Annotated in this window: 16 protein-coding genes; 6 read left to right on the top strand and 10 right to left on the bottom strand. The window is 57.9% G+C overall.

The window, feature by feature from the left end:
• Window positions 1–42: 42 nt before the first annotated feature.
• The 9 genes from SDD30_RS03725 to SDD30_RS03765 form a co-directional block, all read right to left on the bottom strand.
• Window positions 43–1233 (bottom strand): ABC transporter permease, encoded by a 1191-nt coding sequence (locus tag SDD30_RS03725; RefSeq protein WP_434073595.1) that lies wholly within the window; start codon window positions 1231–1233, stop codon window positions 43–45.
• Complete coding sequence (locus SDD30_RS03730) at window positions 1230–1961, bottom strand: ABC transporter ATP-binding protein (protein ID WP_434073596.1); 732 nt, start codon at window positions 1959–1961, stop codon at window positions 1230–1232. The genes SDD30_RS03725 and SDD30_RS03730 overlap by 4 nt, the downstream gene beginning before the upstream one ends.
• Window positions 1958–3217 (bottom strand): efflux RND transporter periplasmic adaptor subunit, encoded by a 1260-nt coding sequence (locus tag SDD30_RS03735; protein ID WP_434073597.1) that lies wholly within the window; start codon window positions 3215–3217, stop codon window positions 1958–1960. The genes SDD30_RS03730 and SDD30_RS03735 overlap by 4 nt, the downstream gene beginning before the upstream one ends.
• A 225-nt stretch (window positions 3218–3442) precedes the next feature.
• On the bottom strand, window positions 3443–4111 hold the full coding sequence (locus SDD30_RS03740; RefSeq protein ID WP_434073598.1) for a YIP1 family protein: 669 nt from the start codon (window positions 4109–4111) through the stop codon (window positions 3443–3445).
• Window positions 4112–4436: 325 nt separating this feature from the next.
• Entirely contained in the window at window positions 4437–5066 is a 630-nt protein-coding gene (locus tag SDD30_RS03745; protein ID WP_434073599.1) for an ABC-2 transporter permease, read from the bottom strand.
• Window positions 5067–5071: 5 nt separating this feature from the next.
• Window positions 5072–5980, bottom strand: a complete 909-nt coding sequence (locus tag SDD30_RS03750) for an ABC transporter ATP-binding protein (protein WP_434073600.1) — start codon at window positions 5978–5980, stop codon at window positions 5072–5074.
• A 117-nt stretch (window positions 5981–6097) separates the two neighbouring features.
• Window positions 6098–6487: a GntR family transcriptional regulator gene (locus SDD30_RS03755; RefSeq protein WP_434073601.1), complete on the bottom strand. Its 390-nt coding sequence runs from the start codon at window positions 6485–6487 to the stop codon at window positions 6098–6100.
• A gap of 168 nt (window positions 6488–6655) precedes the next feature.
• The gene (locus SDD30_RS03760) at window positions 6656–7030 is read right to left on the bottom strand and encodes a nucleotidyltransferase domain-containing protein (protein WP_434073602.1); all 375 of its coding nucleotides are present in this window, start codon (window positions 7028–7030) and stop codon (window positions 6656–6658) included.
• Between the two features lie 72 nt (window positions 7031–7102).
• Window positions 7103–7666, bottom strand: coding sequence for a Uma2 family endonuclease (locus tag SDD30_RS03765; RefSeq protein WP_434073603.1), 564 nt, complete (start codon window positions 7664–7666; stop codon window positions 7103–7105).
• Between the two features lie 1019 nt (window positions 7667–8685).
• Here SDD30_RS03765 and SDD30_RS03770 point away from each other — a divergent pair.
• The gene (locus SDD30_RS03770) at window positions 8686–9423 is read left to right on the top strand and encodes a stalk domain-containing protein (RefSeq protein ID WP_434073604.1); all 738 of its coding nucleotides are present in this window, start codon (window positions 8686–8688) and stop codon (window positions 9421–9423) included.
• A 113-nt stretch (window positions 9424–9536) separates the two neighbouring features.
• Here the strand turns inward: SDD30_RS03770 and SDD30_RS03775 are convergent, their stop codons facing one another.
• Entirely contained in the window at window positions 9537–10952 is a 1416-nt protein-coding gene (locus SDD30_RS03775; protein WP_434073605.1) for a DUF6612 family protein, read from the bottom strand.
• Window positions 10953–11349: 397 nt separating this feature from the next.
• Here SDD30_RS03775 and SDD30_RS03780 point away from each other — a divergent pair, with 397 nt between their 5' ends.
• From SDD30_RS03780 to SDD30_RS03800, 5 genes are all read left to right on the top strand, one after another.
• The gene (locus SDD30_RS03780) at window positions 11350–12432 is read left to right on the top strand and encodes an HlyD family secretion protein (protein ID WP_434073606.1); all 1083 of its coding nucleotides are present in this window, start codon (window positions 11350–11352) and stop codon (window positions 12430–12432) included.
• A gap of 105 nt (window positions 12433–12537) precedes the next feature.
• On the top strand, window positions 12538–13368 hold the full coding sequence (locus SDD30_RS03785; RefSeq protein WP_434073607.1) for an ABC transporter ATP-binding protein: 831 nt from the start codon (window positions 12538–12540) through the stop codon (window positions 13366–13368).
• A complete protein-coding gene (locus tag SDD30_RS03790; RefSeq protein WP_434073608.1) occupies window positions 13365–14498 on the top strand; it encodes an ABC transporter permease in 1134 nt (377 codons plus the stop codon). Before SDD30_RS03785 ends, SDD30_RS03790 begins: the two co-directional genes overlap by 4 nt.
• A gap of 110 nt (window positions 14499–14608) precedes the next feature.
• Window positions 14609–15169 carry a TetR/AcrR family transcriptional regulator gene (locus SDD30_RS03795; protein ID WP_434073702.1) on the top strand — a complete coding sequence of 187 codons (561 nt, stop codon included), beginning with the start codon at window positions 14609–14611 and terminating at the stop codon, window positions 15167–15169.
• A 155-nt stretch (window positions 15170–15324) separates the two neighbouring features.
• The gene (locus SDD30_RS03800) at window positions 15325–15780 is read left to right on the top strand and encodes a ferritin-like domain-containing protein (RefSeq protein ID WP_434073609.1); all 456 of its coding nucleotides are present in this window, start codon (window positions 15325–15327) and stop codon (window positions 15778–15780) included.
• The last annotated feature ends 5 nt before the right edge of the window (window positions 15781–15785 follow it).

Consider the following 15785-nt stretch of genomic DNA (forward strand, 5'->3'; position numbering starts at 1 on the left):
GTTAAGAGTTGCTGCTTAAACCAAGGAAAAACGCCGCCTTTCTTACTCATAGCGCAAAGCCTCGATGGGATCCAGGCGGGCGGCCTTGTTGGCCGGGTAGAGGCCGAAAAAAAGGCCCACGGCCGTGCTGAAGGCAAAGGCGATGGCCACGGTACTCCAAGAGATCAGGGGCGGCCAGTGGGCGAAATGGGCGATGGCAAAGGCGCCGCCGGCGCCGATAAGCATCCCCAGGATACCCCCCGCCAGGCTGATGGTGATGGCCTCCACCAGAAACTGGCCCATGATATCCTGGCGCCGGGCTCCCAGGGCCATCCGGATGCCGATTTCCCGCGTCCGCTCCGTCACCGAAACCAGCATGATATTCATGACGCCAATGCCGCCGACAAAGAGGGAGATGGCGGCGATGGCGCCGATAATCAAGGTGAGAATCCCGGTCACCCGGTTGGCCACGGCCATCTGCTGTTCCATGCTCATGGTCTGGTAACGACCCGGGGCGGCATTATGGCGCCGCTCCAGGATCCGGGCTGCCAGCTTCATGGCTGGGTCCACCTGGTCCTTGCTGGCAGCCTGGCCTTCCAGCTGGTTGATGGGCCGGCGGGGAAAGAGCTGCTGCCAGTAAGTGATGGGAATATAAGCGGTACTGGTCTGATCGCCGCCGCTGAGAAAGGAGGATTCGGCTTTGGCGACGCCCACGATGACGGCGCTGGTTCCTTTCAAGAGTACCTTTTGACCGACGGCATCCCCGGAACGGAAGAGCTCCGCGGCCAGCTTTTCATCAATGACTACGGCCGGCCGGGCGGCGGCAACGTCGGCGCTGGTGAGAAAGCGGCCGTGGAGGATCTCCACATTGCGTAGCGGGCCATAATCGGTGGTGGTACCCTGAACCGTTACGGCCTTCTCCTTACGGCCCGAGGAAATATTGGCCTGGTTGAAGCTGGAGGGAGCCAGGTATTTAACCGCCGGCACCAGTTCTTTGATGGCTGTTACATCTTCCAGGGTCAACTCGTTTTCCCGCGGCATCTCGCTGCTGTTCCAGGGAATATAAACAGCGAAGAGGTTGCTGCCGATCTTCTCCATCTCCTGCATTAAAACGGCGCGGCCCCCTTCCCCTACCGCCACCACGGTGATGACGGCGGCAATGCCGATGGTGATCCCCAGCATGGTCAGGAAGGAACGCAGCTTGTTACTCCAGATGCCCTCCAGGGCCAGGAAGAAACCTTCCACCAGGTTCATGGCTGCCGCCCCTCCTTTCCCGCCGCCAGGAGTTCCCTGGCTGTTAAAGGCCGGGGTACCTCTTCTTCTTTCAGCAAATGCCCGTCGCGAAAGTGGAGGATGCGGCCGGCGTGGCTGGCGATATCCCGCTCGTGGGTCACCAGGACGACGGTCACGCCGGCGGCGTGGAGCTCCTGGAAGATGGCCATTATCTCTTCCCCCGAACGGCTGTCCAGGTTGCCGGTGGGTTCGTCGGCCAGGATCACCGGCGGCCGGTTGACCAGGGCGCGGGCGATGGCCACCCGCTGGCGCTGGCCGCCGGAGAGCTCGTTGGGCCGGTGGCGGTAGCGCTCTGCCAGGCCCACCCGCTCCAGGGCCGCCCGGGCCCGCTGCCGCTGCTCCGCCGCGGGTACGCCGGCATAAATCAGGGGCAGTTCCACGTTACGCAGGGCCGTCTGGCGGGGCAGCAGGTTGAAGGTCTGGAAGACAAAGCCGATCTTCCGGTTGCGCACCCGGGCCAGGGCCCCCTCGGCCAGGCCTTCCACCGGCTGGCCGTCTAAAAAGTAGCGGCCGCTGCTGGGCCGGTCCAGGCAGCCCAGGATATGCATAAGGGTTGACTTGCCGGAACCGGAGGGGCCCATAATGGCTACGAATTCCCCCGGCCGCACCTCCAGGGAGACATCCACCAGGGCCGGCACGGCAATGCTCCCCAGGCGGTAGATCTTACTTACCCCCTCCAGGCGAATCACTGCTTCTCCCCCTCGGGTTTCACGGCCACGCCGTCTTTGATTTTATCCGTGGGGTTCAAGATTACCTGATCGCCGGCCTGCAGGCCCGCCGTTACTTCGATATAGAGTTCATTCTCCAGACCCGTCCGGACAACCACTTTCTGCGCCTTGCCGTCAACAATGCGGTAAACATAACGCTGGCCCTTTTCTTCCTGGACGGCTTCGAAGGGGACGGTCAGGGCCCGGGGCTTGCTGGCGGTAGTAACCTTTAAGTCGACGCTGTAACCGGGTTTGAGCAGGGGCGCCGGCCCGGCCAGGGCGATAACGGCCTCCACCGTAGTCTCCGAACTCTGCTGGGACTGCCGGGTCACCGCCGCCGGGGCCACTAGGGCTACTTTTCCCGTGTAGGTCGTACCCCAGAAGGCGCGGCCGGTGATGGCCACGGCCTGTCCCGGCTGCAGGTTACCGCTGTCAGCCTCGGCCACGTTGGCCCGGATCTGCATGGTCGCCGGGTCCCCCACCCGTAACAGGGTGGTTCCCGGGGTTACCCACTGACCAACCCTGGCCGTCACCTCCAGCACTGTGCCTTTTATGGGGGCAACCAGGGCTGTTCCGGCCAGCTGTTCCCGGGCCGCCGTGGCGGCGAGTTCCGCCTGGTGCAGCTGGGCCTCCAGGGCCGCGATATCCCCTGGCCGGGGGCCGGAGGTCAGTGCCTGTAATTTGGCCTCGGCCTCCGCAACCTGGAGTTTCTGGCGGGCGACCTCATTCTGGGCCGCTTCCAGGTCGGCAGCCGGCACCGCCCCGGCGGCGGCCAGTTCCCGGGTCCGCTCCAGTTTCTTTTGCGCCTCCTCCAGGTTGACCCCGGCCTGATCCCGGGCTATTTGGGCGGCAGTTACCTCTTCCGGGCGCGCCCCTTCCTTTGCTTTGGCCAGGTTGGCCCGGGCCACTGCCACGGCTGCTTCGGCTTCCCGGACCTTATCTGCCAGGTCGGGGGCCTCCAGGCGGATCAGGGTTTGCCCGTTAGTGACCCGGTCGCCGGGTTGTACCAGGACCGCACTCACCCGGCCGGCAATGGTTGCGGTAACCTCCTGCTCCCCGGCCAGCTCCGCCCGGCCGGTGGTGAGGACCGTGGTGGTCATATTCCGTTCTTCTACCCGGGTTACCTTCACGGGTAACCCGCCGGGCCGACGGGTACGGTAGATGTTGGCCGTAATAATGGCCCCGATGATCCCGATAACGGCAATGATGCCTGCAATGGTTAAAACCCTTTTCCCCATGACTACCTCCAAGTTTTTACTAGGGATGGCCTCTACCCACTCCGAAGTTTATTACCCTTTCTGAAAATAAGGTTCTACCAAAAATGGTCACTGTTGGCATGCAGCCACGGGCTGGTGGGTACAGGCTCCAGCCTTCAGTGCGGATTCCACCACTAATGTTTCACCCTGAACTAAAAAAGAAAGTGATATAGGAAAAGCCGGTCGTATAACCGGCTCTTTTCGGGTTTAACCGGCGGCGGGGCTGAAGGCCGCCCCGGCCATACCTAAAGCCACGCTGGAAACTACATAAACCAGCCAGATAACAAAGGCCACCGTCAGGCCACGCCGTTGTTCCACCCTGGCTACAGCCGCTGTCCCCATCCCCAGGAGGATAAAGTTCCAGATTGTAAAGGGGTTGATTTTTCCCAACAACAGGTACCCCACCCCCGGATGAGGTGCTGGCGGGAGCAGGGCTGCCAGGCTCAACTGGATCTGATGCATGGCTTCCGGGGGCAGGGCCAGGATTAATATCGTCTGGATAAGGCCACCCAACAGGGCCGGTACCCAGGCCACGACAGTCACCGGCAACAGGTCGCCGTAGGTGGACTGCAGGCCGAAGAAAACACGGCCCACCAGGCTGATAGCCCCCGCCTCCAATACCCAGATCACCAGGGGGATGGCCAGGGCCCTCAGGATGGCCATGGCCGGTACCCCGTAATTGATAATCGTCGTAGCCATGGCCAGGTGGGGAGAGCCGGCCGGTACGGGGCTTTGCTCCAGGGCCAGGAGGGCGGCGGCCTTGACTTTAGGCAGGGCGATCAGGGACAGGATGAGGTTAAAACCTATCAACGCCAGGGCCGGGGGCCAGAAGGGTGCCTTTTCCGGCCATTCACTAAACGTTCCACACGGGTGCACTAAAACGCCTCCAAACCGTCTTACCCAGGAACCTGCCTGCATTTTCTTACCCCTTCCTAGTTTTACAGAATTCGCCCTTAAAACCCATAGTCACTTTTACAGAACTCAATTCGCAACCGCCGCCTACAAAATCCTGTTTAATGATGCGATTTGTTCATATTTTAGCATATACGCTATATGATACAGGTTAACGGCGGGTTAATAGATTGTTAATTTTGGGGCTCTCCCCTGCCATTTTCTACACCTTCAGGGGGATTACTGCCGGCTCCGGAATGGTAATGCTGGCGACTGCCCCCGGGCTTAACTTCTACCTAACGAGACCCGGCTAACGCATCTCCCGGCGGACAAAGGCCCGCCGGGCCAGGACCAGGAAAAAGCCAAAGCAGGCCACGGTCAGCAGGGCCAGGAGTACCCCGGCTGCTACCGGAAGGGTGGCGAAGAGTCCCATGATAGGGACTCCCATGATAGGGACGATGGTAAACCACAAGACAAACCATGTAATGAGGGAGGCTATCCGGTTTACCCGCCCACCGAAACGGAAGAAGAGCCATAAAGTGGGGCTGTAAAGGATCTCTACGACGGCCAGGGAAAAGATAAGCCCCCAGATAACCTCCGGACCGGTGACTGTTTTTAAGCCAGTGACACTAATAAAGGCTACTATAACCAGTCCACAGACTTCGCCCAAGAGACCACCCAGGACCAGTTGCATAAATTTGGCATCCACTATCGCCCTGGTCGGGACAGGTAGGAGCCGTAAGAAGCTAAGGCTATTGTTTTTATCCTCGATTGACAGGGAACTCAGGACCAGGAGATAGGCGGAGATCCCGGTGCTAATGGCCAGGACCGCCGCCGCTCCACCACGGAAGCCGAAAAAGTAGCTAAAAAACAGCAGAACTAAAACCCACCAGGCCTGCCGCCGCAAGAGATAATAATCCTTCGTTACTAATCCCCACATAACATCTAAACCTCCTCTGCCTTTGGCCACTCGTTACCGGCCAGGATAATCATAATCTCCTCCAGGCCCAGGGGCCGACGGTCAACCTCGCCTGCCGCTAAAAGCCGCAGTTCCTGCAGCAAGCGCGGGTTGTAAGCGCCGGTAACGGCCGCTACCTCCAGGCCACTTTCTTTAACGTAGGGCACCAGGCGCTGCACCTGCCGGAGCTGGCCGGCGTCTTTTAACCGGAAGGTAAGCTCCTGCCACTGCTCCAGGATGGTTTCCTTGTCGCCGGCCAGGGCTATCCGGCCACCTGTGATATAGGTCACCCGGTCGGCCACCTTCTCGATATCTTCGATGATATGGGAGGAAAAGAACACCCCCCGGGTCTCGTCCTGAATTACTTCCAGCAGTTCTTGCACCAGGGTATGACGCACCACCGGGTCCACCCCGGCGGTGGGTTCATCCAGGATTAAAACCTCGGGCCGGTGGGCCAGGGCCAGGGCCACCGCCAGCTTGGTGCGATTGCCTTTGGAGAGCTGCTTGACTGTTTTGTTGCCGGGAACCTGGAATTTAGCCAGCAAGGCGTGGAAAAAGGCGTCGTCCCAGGTGGGGTAATAGCGGCGCAGGAAACTGCCCAACCAGTAGCCGGTGGCCCCTTCGTACAAATGGCTGTTTTCCGGAACGTAACCCAGGCGGGTTTTGATGGCTACCTCGTCCCGGTCCCAGGTCCGCCCCAGTACCTCTACCCGGCCGCCGTCCTGCCAAACCAGGTTGGTGATGATGCGGATGGTGGTGGTCTTCCCGGCGCCGTTGGGACCGATGAAGCCCAGGATACAGCCCGGCGGTAGTTCCAGGTTAATGTCCTGGAGCTCGAAACCGGGATACGCCTTGCTTACGCCCGTCAGGCGGAGAAGCGGTTGCGCTGCACTCAAATTAGGCACCTTCCCTTAATAGAATGGCCATTTACGCCACTCACCCTGTCCTCCCACCGGGACTGCCGGAGGGCTGTAGGGTGGTACTGATAATAGGAGTGTTTAACTGTGCTGCCTTTACCCGGGTGGTTCCCGTCCCCGCCCGAGAAGTTCATCCAGGAGGGCCCGGAGCTCTTGATCCTGCATGCCCACCCGCCTGGCTTCCAGGATGGCGGCCTGGAGGTGTTCCTTTACCCGGGCCTGCTTCAGGGAGGCTACCATCTCCGGCCGGACCCCGGCTACAAAGGTCCCCAGGCCCGGGCGCGAAATAAGCAGGCCTTCCTTTTCCAGCTCCAGGTAGGCGCGTTTGGTGGTGATCATGCTGGTGGTCAGCTCTTTGGCCAGTTCGCGGATAGAAGGCAACTGAGTACCTGGTGACAGCTCGCCGGCCAAGATTTTGGCTCGCACCTGCTCCACTATTTGCTGGTAGAGGGGAACCGGGTTCCGCGGTGAAATGGAAAATAGCATCTTTTTTACCTGCTCGCTTTATTTTAACCTTATCTGTATAGTACCGTGTATAATCTATATATACATTATATCTAAAAAAATAGCCCTGTCAAGGGTGGTGATAACATATCCTGTTCGGCAGCCAACTTACACCCCCACAATTATCTTGAGGGCTTCCCGGTAACGGGGTTAATTTTCGGCGTACTGGCGGCTTATTTTTTCAATGAAATCGCTGACTATCAGAGGCCGGTAGTTATAGATCAAGCGGCCGCTTTTTATTACTTTGAAAGCGAAAATGCTGTTTATTATATTTAAGGGTACCACATCAAAAGGATGGCCGTTAAGCCTGGAAAGGCGGTTGGCTATACTATTGGCTATCCTTTCGTAGTATTCCTCCGGCGGCCCGGCAAGGGGGTCTATGACCAGCCCGATATCAATATCACTATCCGGACGGCATAACTCCAGGGCTGAACCGAACAAGTAAGCCCCGGCTATTTCCTCCTTGGACTCCAGAGCCGGGGTAACAGCTTTTGCTATGAGGTCGGTAGGGATTCTGATCATCATCGATCACCCTTTTACTTATAGCAAGGCATCAAATGGTATAGTCAGGGTACCAAGACTATTCCAGGATGGAACTTAAAAGATACTTTCTACTTGTACTGCTAAGCCGGCTATCACCCGCGACCTTACCGTACCCTGCTGCTCAGCTTCCTGGTCCAGGAAGAACTTCCCGTCCCGCAAACAAAAGACCTGCACCGATTTTTGCCGGGGATCGACAATCCAGTATTCCCTGACGCCACTCTTTTCGTAAACCTTATATTTGCTGCGCAGATCGTAATAGCCGGTGCCGGGGGAAAGGATTTCCACCACCAGATCCGGGGCGCCCTTAATGCGCTTTTCTTCAATAATCTCCAGCCTGGAGCTGGCAATAAAAATGAGGTCCGGCTGGTAGGTTTCTTCTTCATTAAGGTAGACATCAACCGGGGCATATAAAACAACTCCCAGCCCCTTCTCCAGGACCAAACCCGCCATTTGTAATTCCAATTTCATGGATACCATTTGGTGGTAGGGTGTTGGTGAAGGTGTCATTACCAGTTCCCCCCCGATTAGCTGATATGGCGATCCTTCCGGCAGGCGACAATAATCCTCATAGGTATACCGTCCCCGGCCTGCCGCCAGTTCCGCTAAAGCAAGGCTCATTTCCCGCACCTCCTCATCTGATAGTGAATTCTGTCCCTGACAGCTTTTTCTTTATTTTACCTGAGGGTTACTGATTGAGCAAGGGAGAATGCCATTAGGGCGTGCAGATCCCCGTCAAAGACCTTCTTGTTTCTGGTCGGCGAGTTCCAGAAACCGCTTGTATATTGTCTCCGGTTCCTCCGGCCCTTAATAACACTCGCCTTCTATTTTAAAGAGGATTGCCAGGGCGCCAGGTCATAATCATTACTAACCGCGGTAAACCTGTCGCCATTTTAAAAAATTTTAATCCCCGTGATTTTGGTTGTCACGGCCAATAAGAATGATAGCCTTTATCAGCAGTTGCGAACGCAGATCTTAAAAGATAACCCGGAACTCGCTTCCCGGGATGCGCAGCAGGTTGCCGCAAAGTTTGAAAAGTTGACAGCAAAAATAAGAAAACAGAGGGCATATGGGAACTGGGAGGAAATGGATCGAAGTTTGAAAGGAGACCCCTATGGTCTTGCTGGACACTAATATCTGTGGCTGCTGCGAGTAATAGGCTTCAGGGTAAACGACAGGCCCCCGGGTCAGGCAGGTATACCTGGCCGGGGGCCTGTTTTGTATCTTTGCCCCCGCCGCCAGGGAGCACCTGGATCAGCTCTGAGAGTCCTCACCGCAGTCCGGCCTGTCCCTTCCGTTGACTTTTTGCCAGGTTGCCTCCATCAAGTTCAGTAATCCACCCAGAAGCTGGTGGGGATATAACCTTTCGTCCAGGATCCAAAAACCTAAAACTGCCGTAACGGCTGGCTCCAGGGTGAATAAGAGTACTAGTAATGAACAGAAAGTCTACCCTACCGGTTTTATCATGCTATGAATAAAGCGGCTTCCGGGATGGCGGAGATACTGCCGGGGTCAGGGCTTATTCAAGGTATTTCCACCCCGGTGGAAGGATTTAGCCCCTTGATAGCAAAGTTATTAGTAGTTACTATATGTTTCCTGTGTCATCTTAACCCTCGCCATGTCTGGGGGTACATAACAGCTTGAAACGATTTATCTTGATTTCCCTTATGGTTGTAGCTACGCTGGTAGCCGGTTTGGCACCGCCGGCTCTGGCCCAAGAACCGGGGAAACAAATTCCGGTGCTGGTAGATGGCCAGCCGGTAACCTTCGACGCACCGCCGGTTATCCAGGATAAGCGCATCCTGGTACCCTTTAGAGCTATAGCGGAAGCATTGAACGTGCAGGTAGATTGGGACGGCAATACGCGCACAGTAAGGGCTACGGACGGGAAAACATCTATCCGGCTCCAGGTTGGCGACCGGACCGCTTACCGCAATAATGCCCCCCGCGGCGCCCAATTACAGATCGTCCGGGACAGGTTTACCAGGTTCGCGAAACTGCTGTCCAGCCAGCTGCAGGCCGCCGGTCTTCACCTGACCCTGACCCTGCACGCCCCCAACAGCGTCTATAAGGGTTATGACTACAAAGGGCTGGGAGCTATTGCTGACCGGATCATCATTATGGCTTACGACTATGGTGCCATACCGGAGCCGGTAAGTAAAGTGGAGGAAGCGGTGCAGATGGCCCGGGTAGTTGTCCCGCCGTCAAAGCTGGTCCTGGGCATCTCCGCCCCTACCGAAACGGCGACCAGCATCCTGGGCAAAGTGGGTATCGCTAAACGCTATAACCTGGGTGGTATAGCCCTCTGGCGGCTAGGTCTGGTCAGCGACGCAATGTGGGAGGCGCTGCGGACCAGCGTAGTTACAAGGAGGTTATAAGCCAGAGGCGACCACGTGAAAATGATCTATATCACAAATCGCCTCACTTACAAAAAAGCAGGCCTCATTGGAGATCTGCTCTTAAAGGATTCTAAACTATAGCGACAGGGGTATCACCCCTGTACCTGCGGAACCATAGATGTTTTTGTATCTGGCTGCGGGGGTGTCAAGGGCAACTCCGGGGCCGCCAGGGCCTCAGCAGGCACCTCGATCTTGACGCCGCTGTCATACTGGTAATCCGTAACCTTCATGCTGATGGTCATGGCCTCCAGGGGCATGGCCTCGCCCTGGAATTGATCGGCGAAACTAACCAGGCCGCTCATTTCCGAGGCATAAGTAAGGTTGTCTTCAACGCCGACGGCTTCTACACCCCAGAAGGAAATGGACTGCAATATGCCGCCGGCCTGATTCAAGGCCTGCTCCATCTCCGGAGTCAGCCCTCCAGGCAGGGCCTTGAGCAAGGTCTGCCAGTCGTTAATCAAGCCGTAGTAGGCAATACGGTGCACCCGGTGGCCGTTCTCTTCCCCCTCACCCAGGTACTGGAAGTGGAAGCTATCCTTTAATTCCGGTGCTACGCCCCCGGGCATAGTGGCCGCATTCCGGCTCTGTTCTATCAGAGCTTCGAGATCCGGCAGGGCCTCCTTAGGCAACTTCATCCACTGGGGTTTTTCCATACCGGGGGCCGCGAGCTTCTGGTACATAGTGCCGTCTACCAGGTATTGTTCCGTGGAAAACTGCACCTTGCCTTGCGGCTGCAAATCCGGTGGCAGGTCATTACCCGGCATCTTATTGACCGGCAAATTAATAGTCATATCCATCTTCTGATGCAGGTTCAAGGGATAGTTGATTTCACTCTCGATCTTGCCCTGCATGGAAACTGGGGGCATCTTTCCGGCTGCTTCCGGCCGCGGGCTCACAATCATGGCCATGCTGCCGGTAAACTTCAGGTCTTTGATCTTCGCCTGAGCTTGCTGGGCGGCTTGGATAATCTTTTCCGCCTGCGGGTCACTGCCGAAGACTCGGCTTAGGAAAGCAATACCACTGTCCACTGTCAGGGGCGCCTCGGCATCCTGGCCGGGCTGTAGCAGGCCGACCCGCACCAGCCAGGCATAGGGGGTATAACCCCAGCTATCCCGCCCCAGGGACCCCGTTACCTCCGGCGCGGCGACGCCGTCAGGCAACGCCAGCAACCGGGAAGCCATAACCGCTCCTTCCAACAGGGTTACCGGCTGGTCAACGTGGAGGAGACCATCAGGGTAACCCCTGATGACGCCCTTTTCCTTGAGGGTCATTACTGCCGGAACGTACCAGGTGTCATCCTGGCTGGCAGCCGAACCGGCCACCTGCAGCCCTGCTGCCCGGGCCAGGAGAGCGGCAAACTCGCCCCGGGTCAGGGTTCGCCCCGCCGCCGGGGCCTGGGGAAATACCTGGCGCAGCTGGTCAACGGTGACCGTCGCCGCCAGGGCTGCTGGGGCCAGCGCCAGGATTAAACCCAGGGCCAGTACCAGGGTCAGCAACCGTTTCCTCATTCTGTTTCCTACTCCCCTTTCGTTGTTCTTCCCCTGTCCTTCTCATTTTTCTATACTTCTATGCCCTACCAGTTTTCTCCTGCCAGGACGGAAAACTTTTAGCAGGGACTATTAAAAGCTTGACCGCCGGTGCCGGGGCGGCTGCTGCCAGGTGCCGCATTCTTCATATCCCTGCCAGATAAGCTCCGCTTCTGATTGGAAACGTGGCTAGTTCACATCCCGAGGTATGTAGAAAGGGAAACGATCACTTGCCGGTTTGTTTACCCTCTCCCCTTTACATCCGTAGTGCCAGGTGTTATAATGGCACCAGGTAAACTATTACGGTGTATGTGGTTTACCTGGGCTCTACATTATTGTCAACCTGGCGGGTCGTACATCATGGGGGAGGGTGCTTTTATTGTCTAAAGGTAAAAAAACTTGTTTTTTACTGCTGATTCTCCTGGTTAACATGACTGCCCTGGTGAGCGGGTGCCAGCGCCGGGACAAAGAGCAGTACCTAACAGCCAGCGGTACCATCGAAGCGACCGAAGTTAAGGTTATGGCAGAGGTAGGCGGTACCCTGCAGGATGTAGCCATTAAAGAAGGAGACATGGTCGCCACCGGCCAGATCCTCGCCTGTCTGGACCAGTCCGGCTACCAGATCCCGGTCGCCCAAGCTGAGGCCGGGGTGGAGGCCGCTCAGGCTGCCCTGGCCGAAGCCCGGGCCGGTGCCCGCTCCCAGGAGATTACCGCCGCCGAACAGGAAGCGGCGCGCCTGGAAGCCGGGGTGAGAACCGCGGCAGAACAGGTAGCTACTTTACAGGAGCAGGTCAACCTGCTGGCAGATAACCTGCAGCGAGCACAGAAACTCTTCCAGGCCGGCGCCCTGCCGGAGCAGGAACTGCGCAACCGGGAAAGCCAGTATAACCAGGCCCGGCATCAACTGGAAGGGACTCAAGCACAACTCGAAGGTGCTAAAGCCCAGCTGGAGGGTGCCCGGGCCCGCCTGGACCTCCTCCGCGCCGGCAGTACCGGATACACCCTGGACCGCCTGGCTGCCGGGGTCAAACAAAATCAAAGCAGCCTGGAACAGGCGCAATTGAATTTGGGTAAAACCATTTTGAAAGCCCCAGCTGCCGGCCTGGTCAGCAGTGTTAATTATGCAAAGGGAGAGCTGGTCCGCCCCGGGGCCGAGGTGGCCACCCTCCTGGATACAGCTAACCTCTGGCTCAATGTTTACATCCCGGAAAACCGCCTGGGCGAAGTAAAGGTTGGCCAGGCGGTGCAAATCCAGGCCGATCCCTACCCCGGCCAATCCTTCCCCGGGCAGGTGGAGTATATCGCTCCGCAGGCGGAATTTACCCCCCGTAACGTCCAGACGAGGGAGGAGCGGGTCAATCTGGTCTTCCGGGTGAAAATCCGGGTCACCGGCGGGCAGGATCAGCTGCGGCCGGGACTGCCGGTCGATGTTACCTTTCTACCGGCAGAACATGGGCAATGAGTGCCCAATTATAAAGAACTACTGCCTGTCCATCAATCAGTTGCTGTATAAGGTGGGATAGCTGTCATGGACTACCACCAGGCATCCAATAGTAGACCAGGAAAGATGCCAGCGAAGGCCAACCGGCAGGGTTTTACCTCTGCGGATAATGCCGCCTCAGGAGTGAAACAACCATCGCTGACTACCTCCAGCCACCAGGACGACAACGCCATCACGGTGACTAACCTGAGCAAAAACTTCGGTTCCCTCCAGGCCGTGCGCCAGGTGAGCTTTCAGGTCCCTGCAGGCAGCATCTTCGGCCTCCTGGGTCCCAACGGCTGCGGCAAGAGCACCACTATCCGCATGCTCTGCGGTCTTATGCGGCCCAGCAGCGGCAACGGCCGGGTCCTGGGGCTGGACATCGTCACCCAGGCTGAGGCCATCAAGGCCAGCATCGGCTATATGTCCCAGAAGTTCAACCTTTACGAGGACTTGACCGTAGCCGAAAACCTGCATTTCTTCGGCAGCATATACGGTCTTAGCGGCGCAGCTGTATCCCAGCGTTGCCGGGGACTCTACGAGCGTATGCGCCTGGATGGCCGTGAAAAGCAGCGCGTGGGCACCCTATCCGGGGGCTGGAAACAACGGGTAGCCCTGGCCTGCGCCTTTATCCACCAGCCGCACCTGCTGGTCCTGGACGAACCCACCGCCGGTGTCGACCCGGTTTCCCGGCGCCTTTTCTGGGAGCTTCTCGAGGGACTGGCTGCCGAAGGGATCACCATTTTAGTAACCACCCACTATATGGATGAAGCGGAACGCTGCCACCTGGTGGCCCTGATGGACCGCGGCCGCCTCCACGCCTTCGGTCCCCCGGCCCGGCTCCTAGCCGCCGCCGGACTTACCACCCTGGAAGACGTCTTTATTAAGATGGCCACGGAAGGAAGTGATAGGTCGTGAACTGGCAGAGATTGCTGGCTATTATCCGCAAAGAATTCATCCACATCCGCCGCGATCCCCCCAGCCTGGGGATGGTCTTTATCATGCCGGTGGTGATGCTGCTCCTTTTTGGCTATGCTGTTAATACCGATGTCAACCACATCCCCCTGGCCGTCCTGGACCGGGACCAGAGCCAGGCCAGCCGCCAGCTCGTGGCCGCCCTGGTAAACAGCGGTTATTACGACCTGGTTGGCCAGGCCGGTAGCGATGGTGAACTGAAATCCCTGCTGGACAGCGGCCGCGTCCAGGCCGGCCTGGTTATCCCGGCCGGTTATTCCCGGGACCTAAAACGGCAAGAAATGGCCACCGCCCAGTTTCTGGTAGACGGCTCCGACCCCCTGGTGGCCCGCACGGCCCTCGCCATGGCCGAATTAATCGCCCGCTACAACTCCCAGGAAATGCGCCTGGTCGTCCTGGGTAAGGAGGGCAGGGCCTTACCTGCCGGCCCGGGCGTGGACCTGCGCGCCCGGGCCTGGTATAATCCCGGCCTGGAGAGCTTGAAGTTCAATATCCCTGGCCTCATCGGCCTGGTCATGCAGAATATCACCATCATGCTCACAGCCTTTGCCCTGGTGCGGGAACGGGAGCGGGGCACCCTGGAGCAACTGATGGTCACCCCCATCAAGGGGCCGGAATTAATGCTGGGTAAGCTCATTCCTTACATCGTCGTCGCCTTTATCGACATGGGCCTGGCCCTCGGGATAGGCACCCTGTGGTTTAAGGTGCCCATTACCGGCAGCCTGCTGTTGCTTCTAGGGTTGACCCTCCTCTTCCTGGTCTTCGCCCTGGGCCTGGGCATGTTTTTCTCCACCGTGGCCCGTACCCAGCTTCAAGCCATGCAGATGAGCATGCTCTTCATCCTACCCAGCGTTCTGTTGAGTGGTTTCATGTTCCCCCGCGCCTCCATGCCCCGACCCATCCAGTACCTGGGCAACCTGCTGCCCCTTACCTATTTTCTGGATATCCTGCGGGGTATTATGCTGAAGGGTATTGGGGTTAACTATCTCTGGCGGGACGTCGTGGCCCTGGCCGGTTTTGGGACCGGTATCATCGCCCTGGCCGCCCTGCGCTTCCGCAAGCGAGTAGAGTAATTGGTAGAACGCAGTTTTGCCAATTAGCCACCCCTGGGGGCTGCCACTACCGCTGCTTAGCAAGGCTGAGCCGCTAAGTTTGCTTGAAGGAGAATAGATTCATAGTGGAAATGAAAGATAGGATCCTGGCCGCCATGAAAAGGTTGGCCAGCCAGAAAGGCTTCCACGCCGTGACCACCGACGAGCTGGCCGCCGCTGCCGGCATCAGCAAGCGCACCCTGTACCGTTACTTCCAGAGTAAAGATGAAATAATAGAACAGGTGTTGGAGACCATGCTCCAGGGGTTGCTAGCCAGAATCGAGGCTATCCTGGCCGGACCCCAAAGCCCTCCTGTCAAGCTCAAGGCTGCGGCCCGGGCTGTGGCCGCGGAGGCGGGCTTCCTAGAGCCCCACATCTTTGCCGACCTGCAACGTTATTACCCCCACCTGTGGATCAAAATTGACCGCTTCCGATCCGAGCGCATGGGCGGGTTGGGACAGGTCTACCTGGAGGGCTGTCGCCAGGGTTATTTCAAGGAATTCGACACCGCTGTGCTCCTTACTTCCTACCTGGGCGCCGTCCGGGCGGTCATCGACCCGGCGTTCCTTACCAGCCATAATATTTCCCTTGCCCGCGCCCTGGACACCCTGGTGGAGATCTTTCTCCAGGGTATCAGTAAGGCGACGCCTTGAACAAGTTTTACCCTACCATTTTTAGTTGGCGCAATCTCACTTAGAAGAACACCCATCTAAGGCATCCAAAACCGCTTCAGGCCATGATATTTCCGGGTCCCCCCTTTGCATAACTATATCCACGACAGCGCAGGCTAAATCAGGGGTGTTATGCTTTGACCGAGGAGGACCTCATCCGCAGCCTCAACTGGTTCTACAGCCTGGAAATTGAGCAGGTGGACCTCTACAAAACCCAGGCCAGGGCGGCCGGCGACCTTTACCTGCAGCAGGTCCTCACCCGGGTGGCGGAGATTGAACAGAAGCACGTCATCAACCTGGAAGCCGAGCTCAAACGCCGTGGCGCCACGCCCACCCGCCTGGGAACGATCATTGCTCCCATCCTGGGGATAGCGGCCGGCACCATCCTCAACTGGACCAGTACCCGCACCATCCTCTGGGCCAACATCACTTTGGAGGAAAAGGCCATGACCGATTACAAGGGCCTGATCCTTAAAGTTGCCGAAAAACCCCTCTTTGACCTCCTCTGGAGCCACCTCATCGACGAAGACCTGCACACCGCCTGGTTCAGCAATAAATTGAAAGAACTGGACCGCTTAGCCCTTCGTAGCTAATACTC

Source organism: Moorella naiadis (nom. illeg.), from assembly GCF_051020825.1.
Taxonomy (GTDB): Bacteria; Bacillota; DSM-521; order Neomoorellales; family Neomoorellaceae; genus Neomoorella; species Neomoorella naiadis.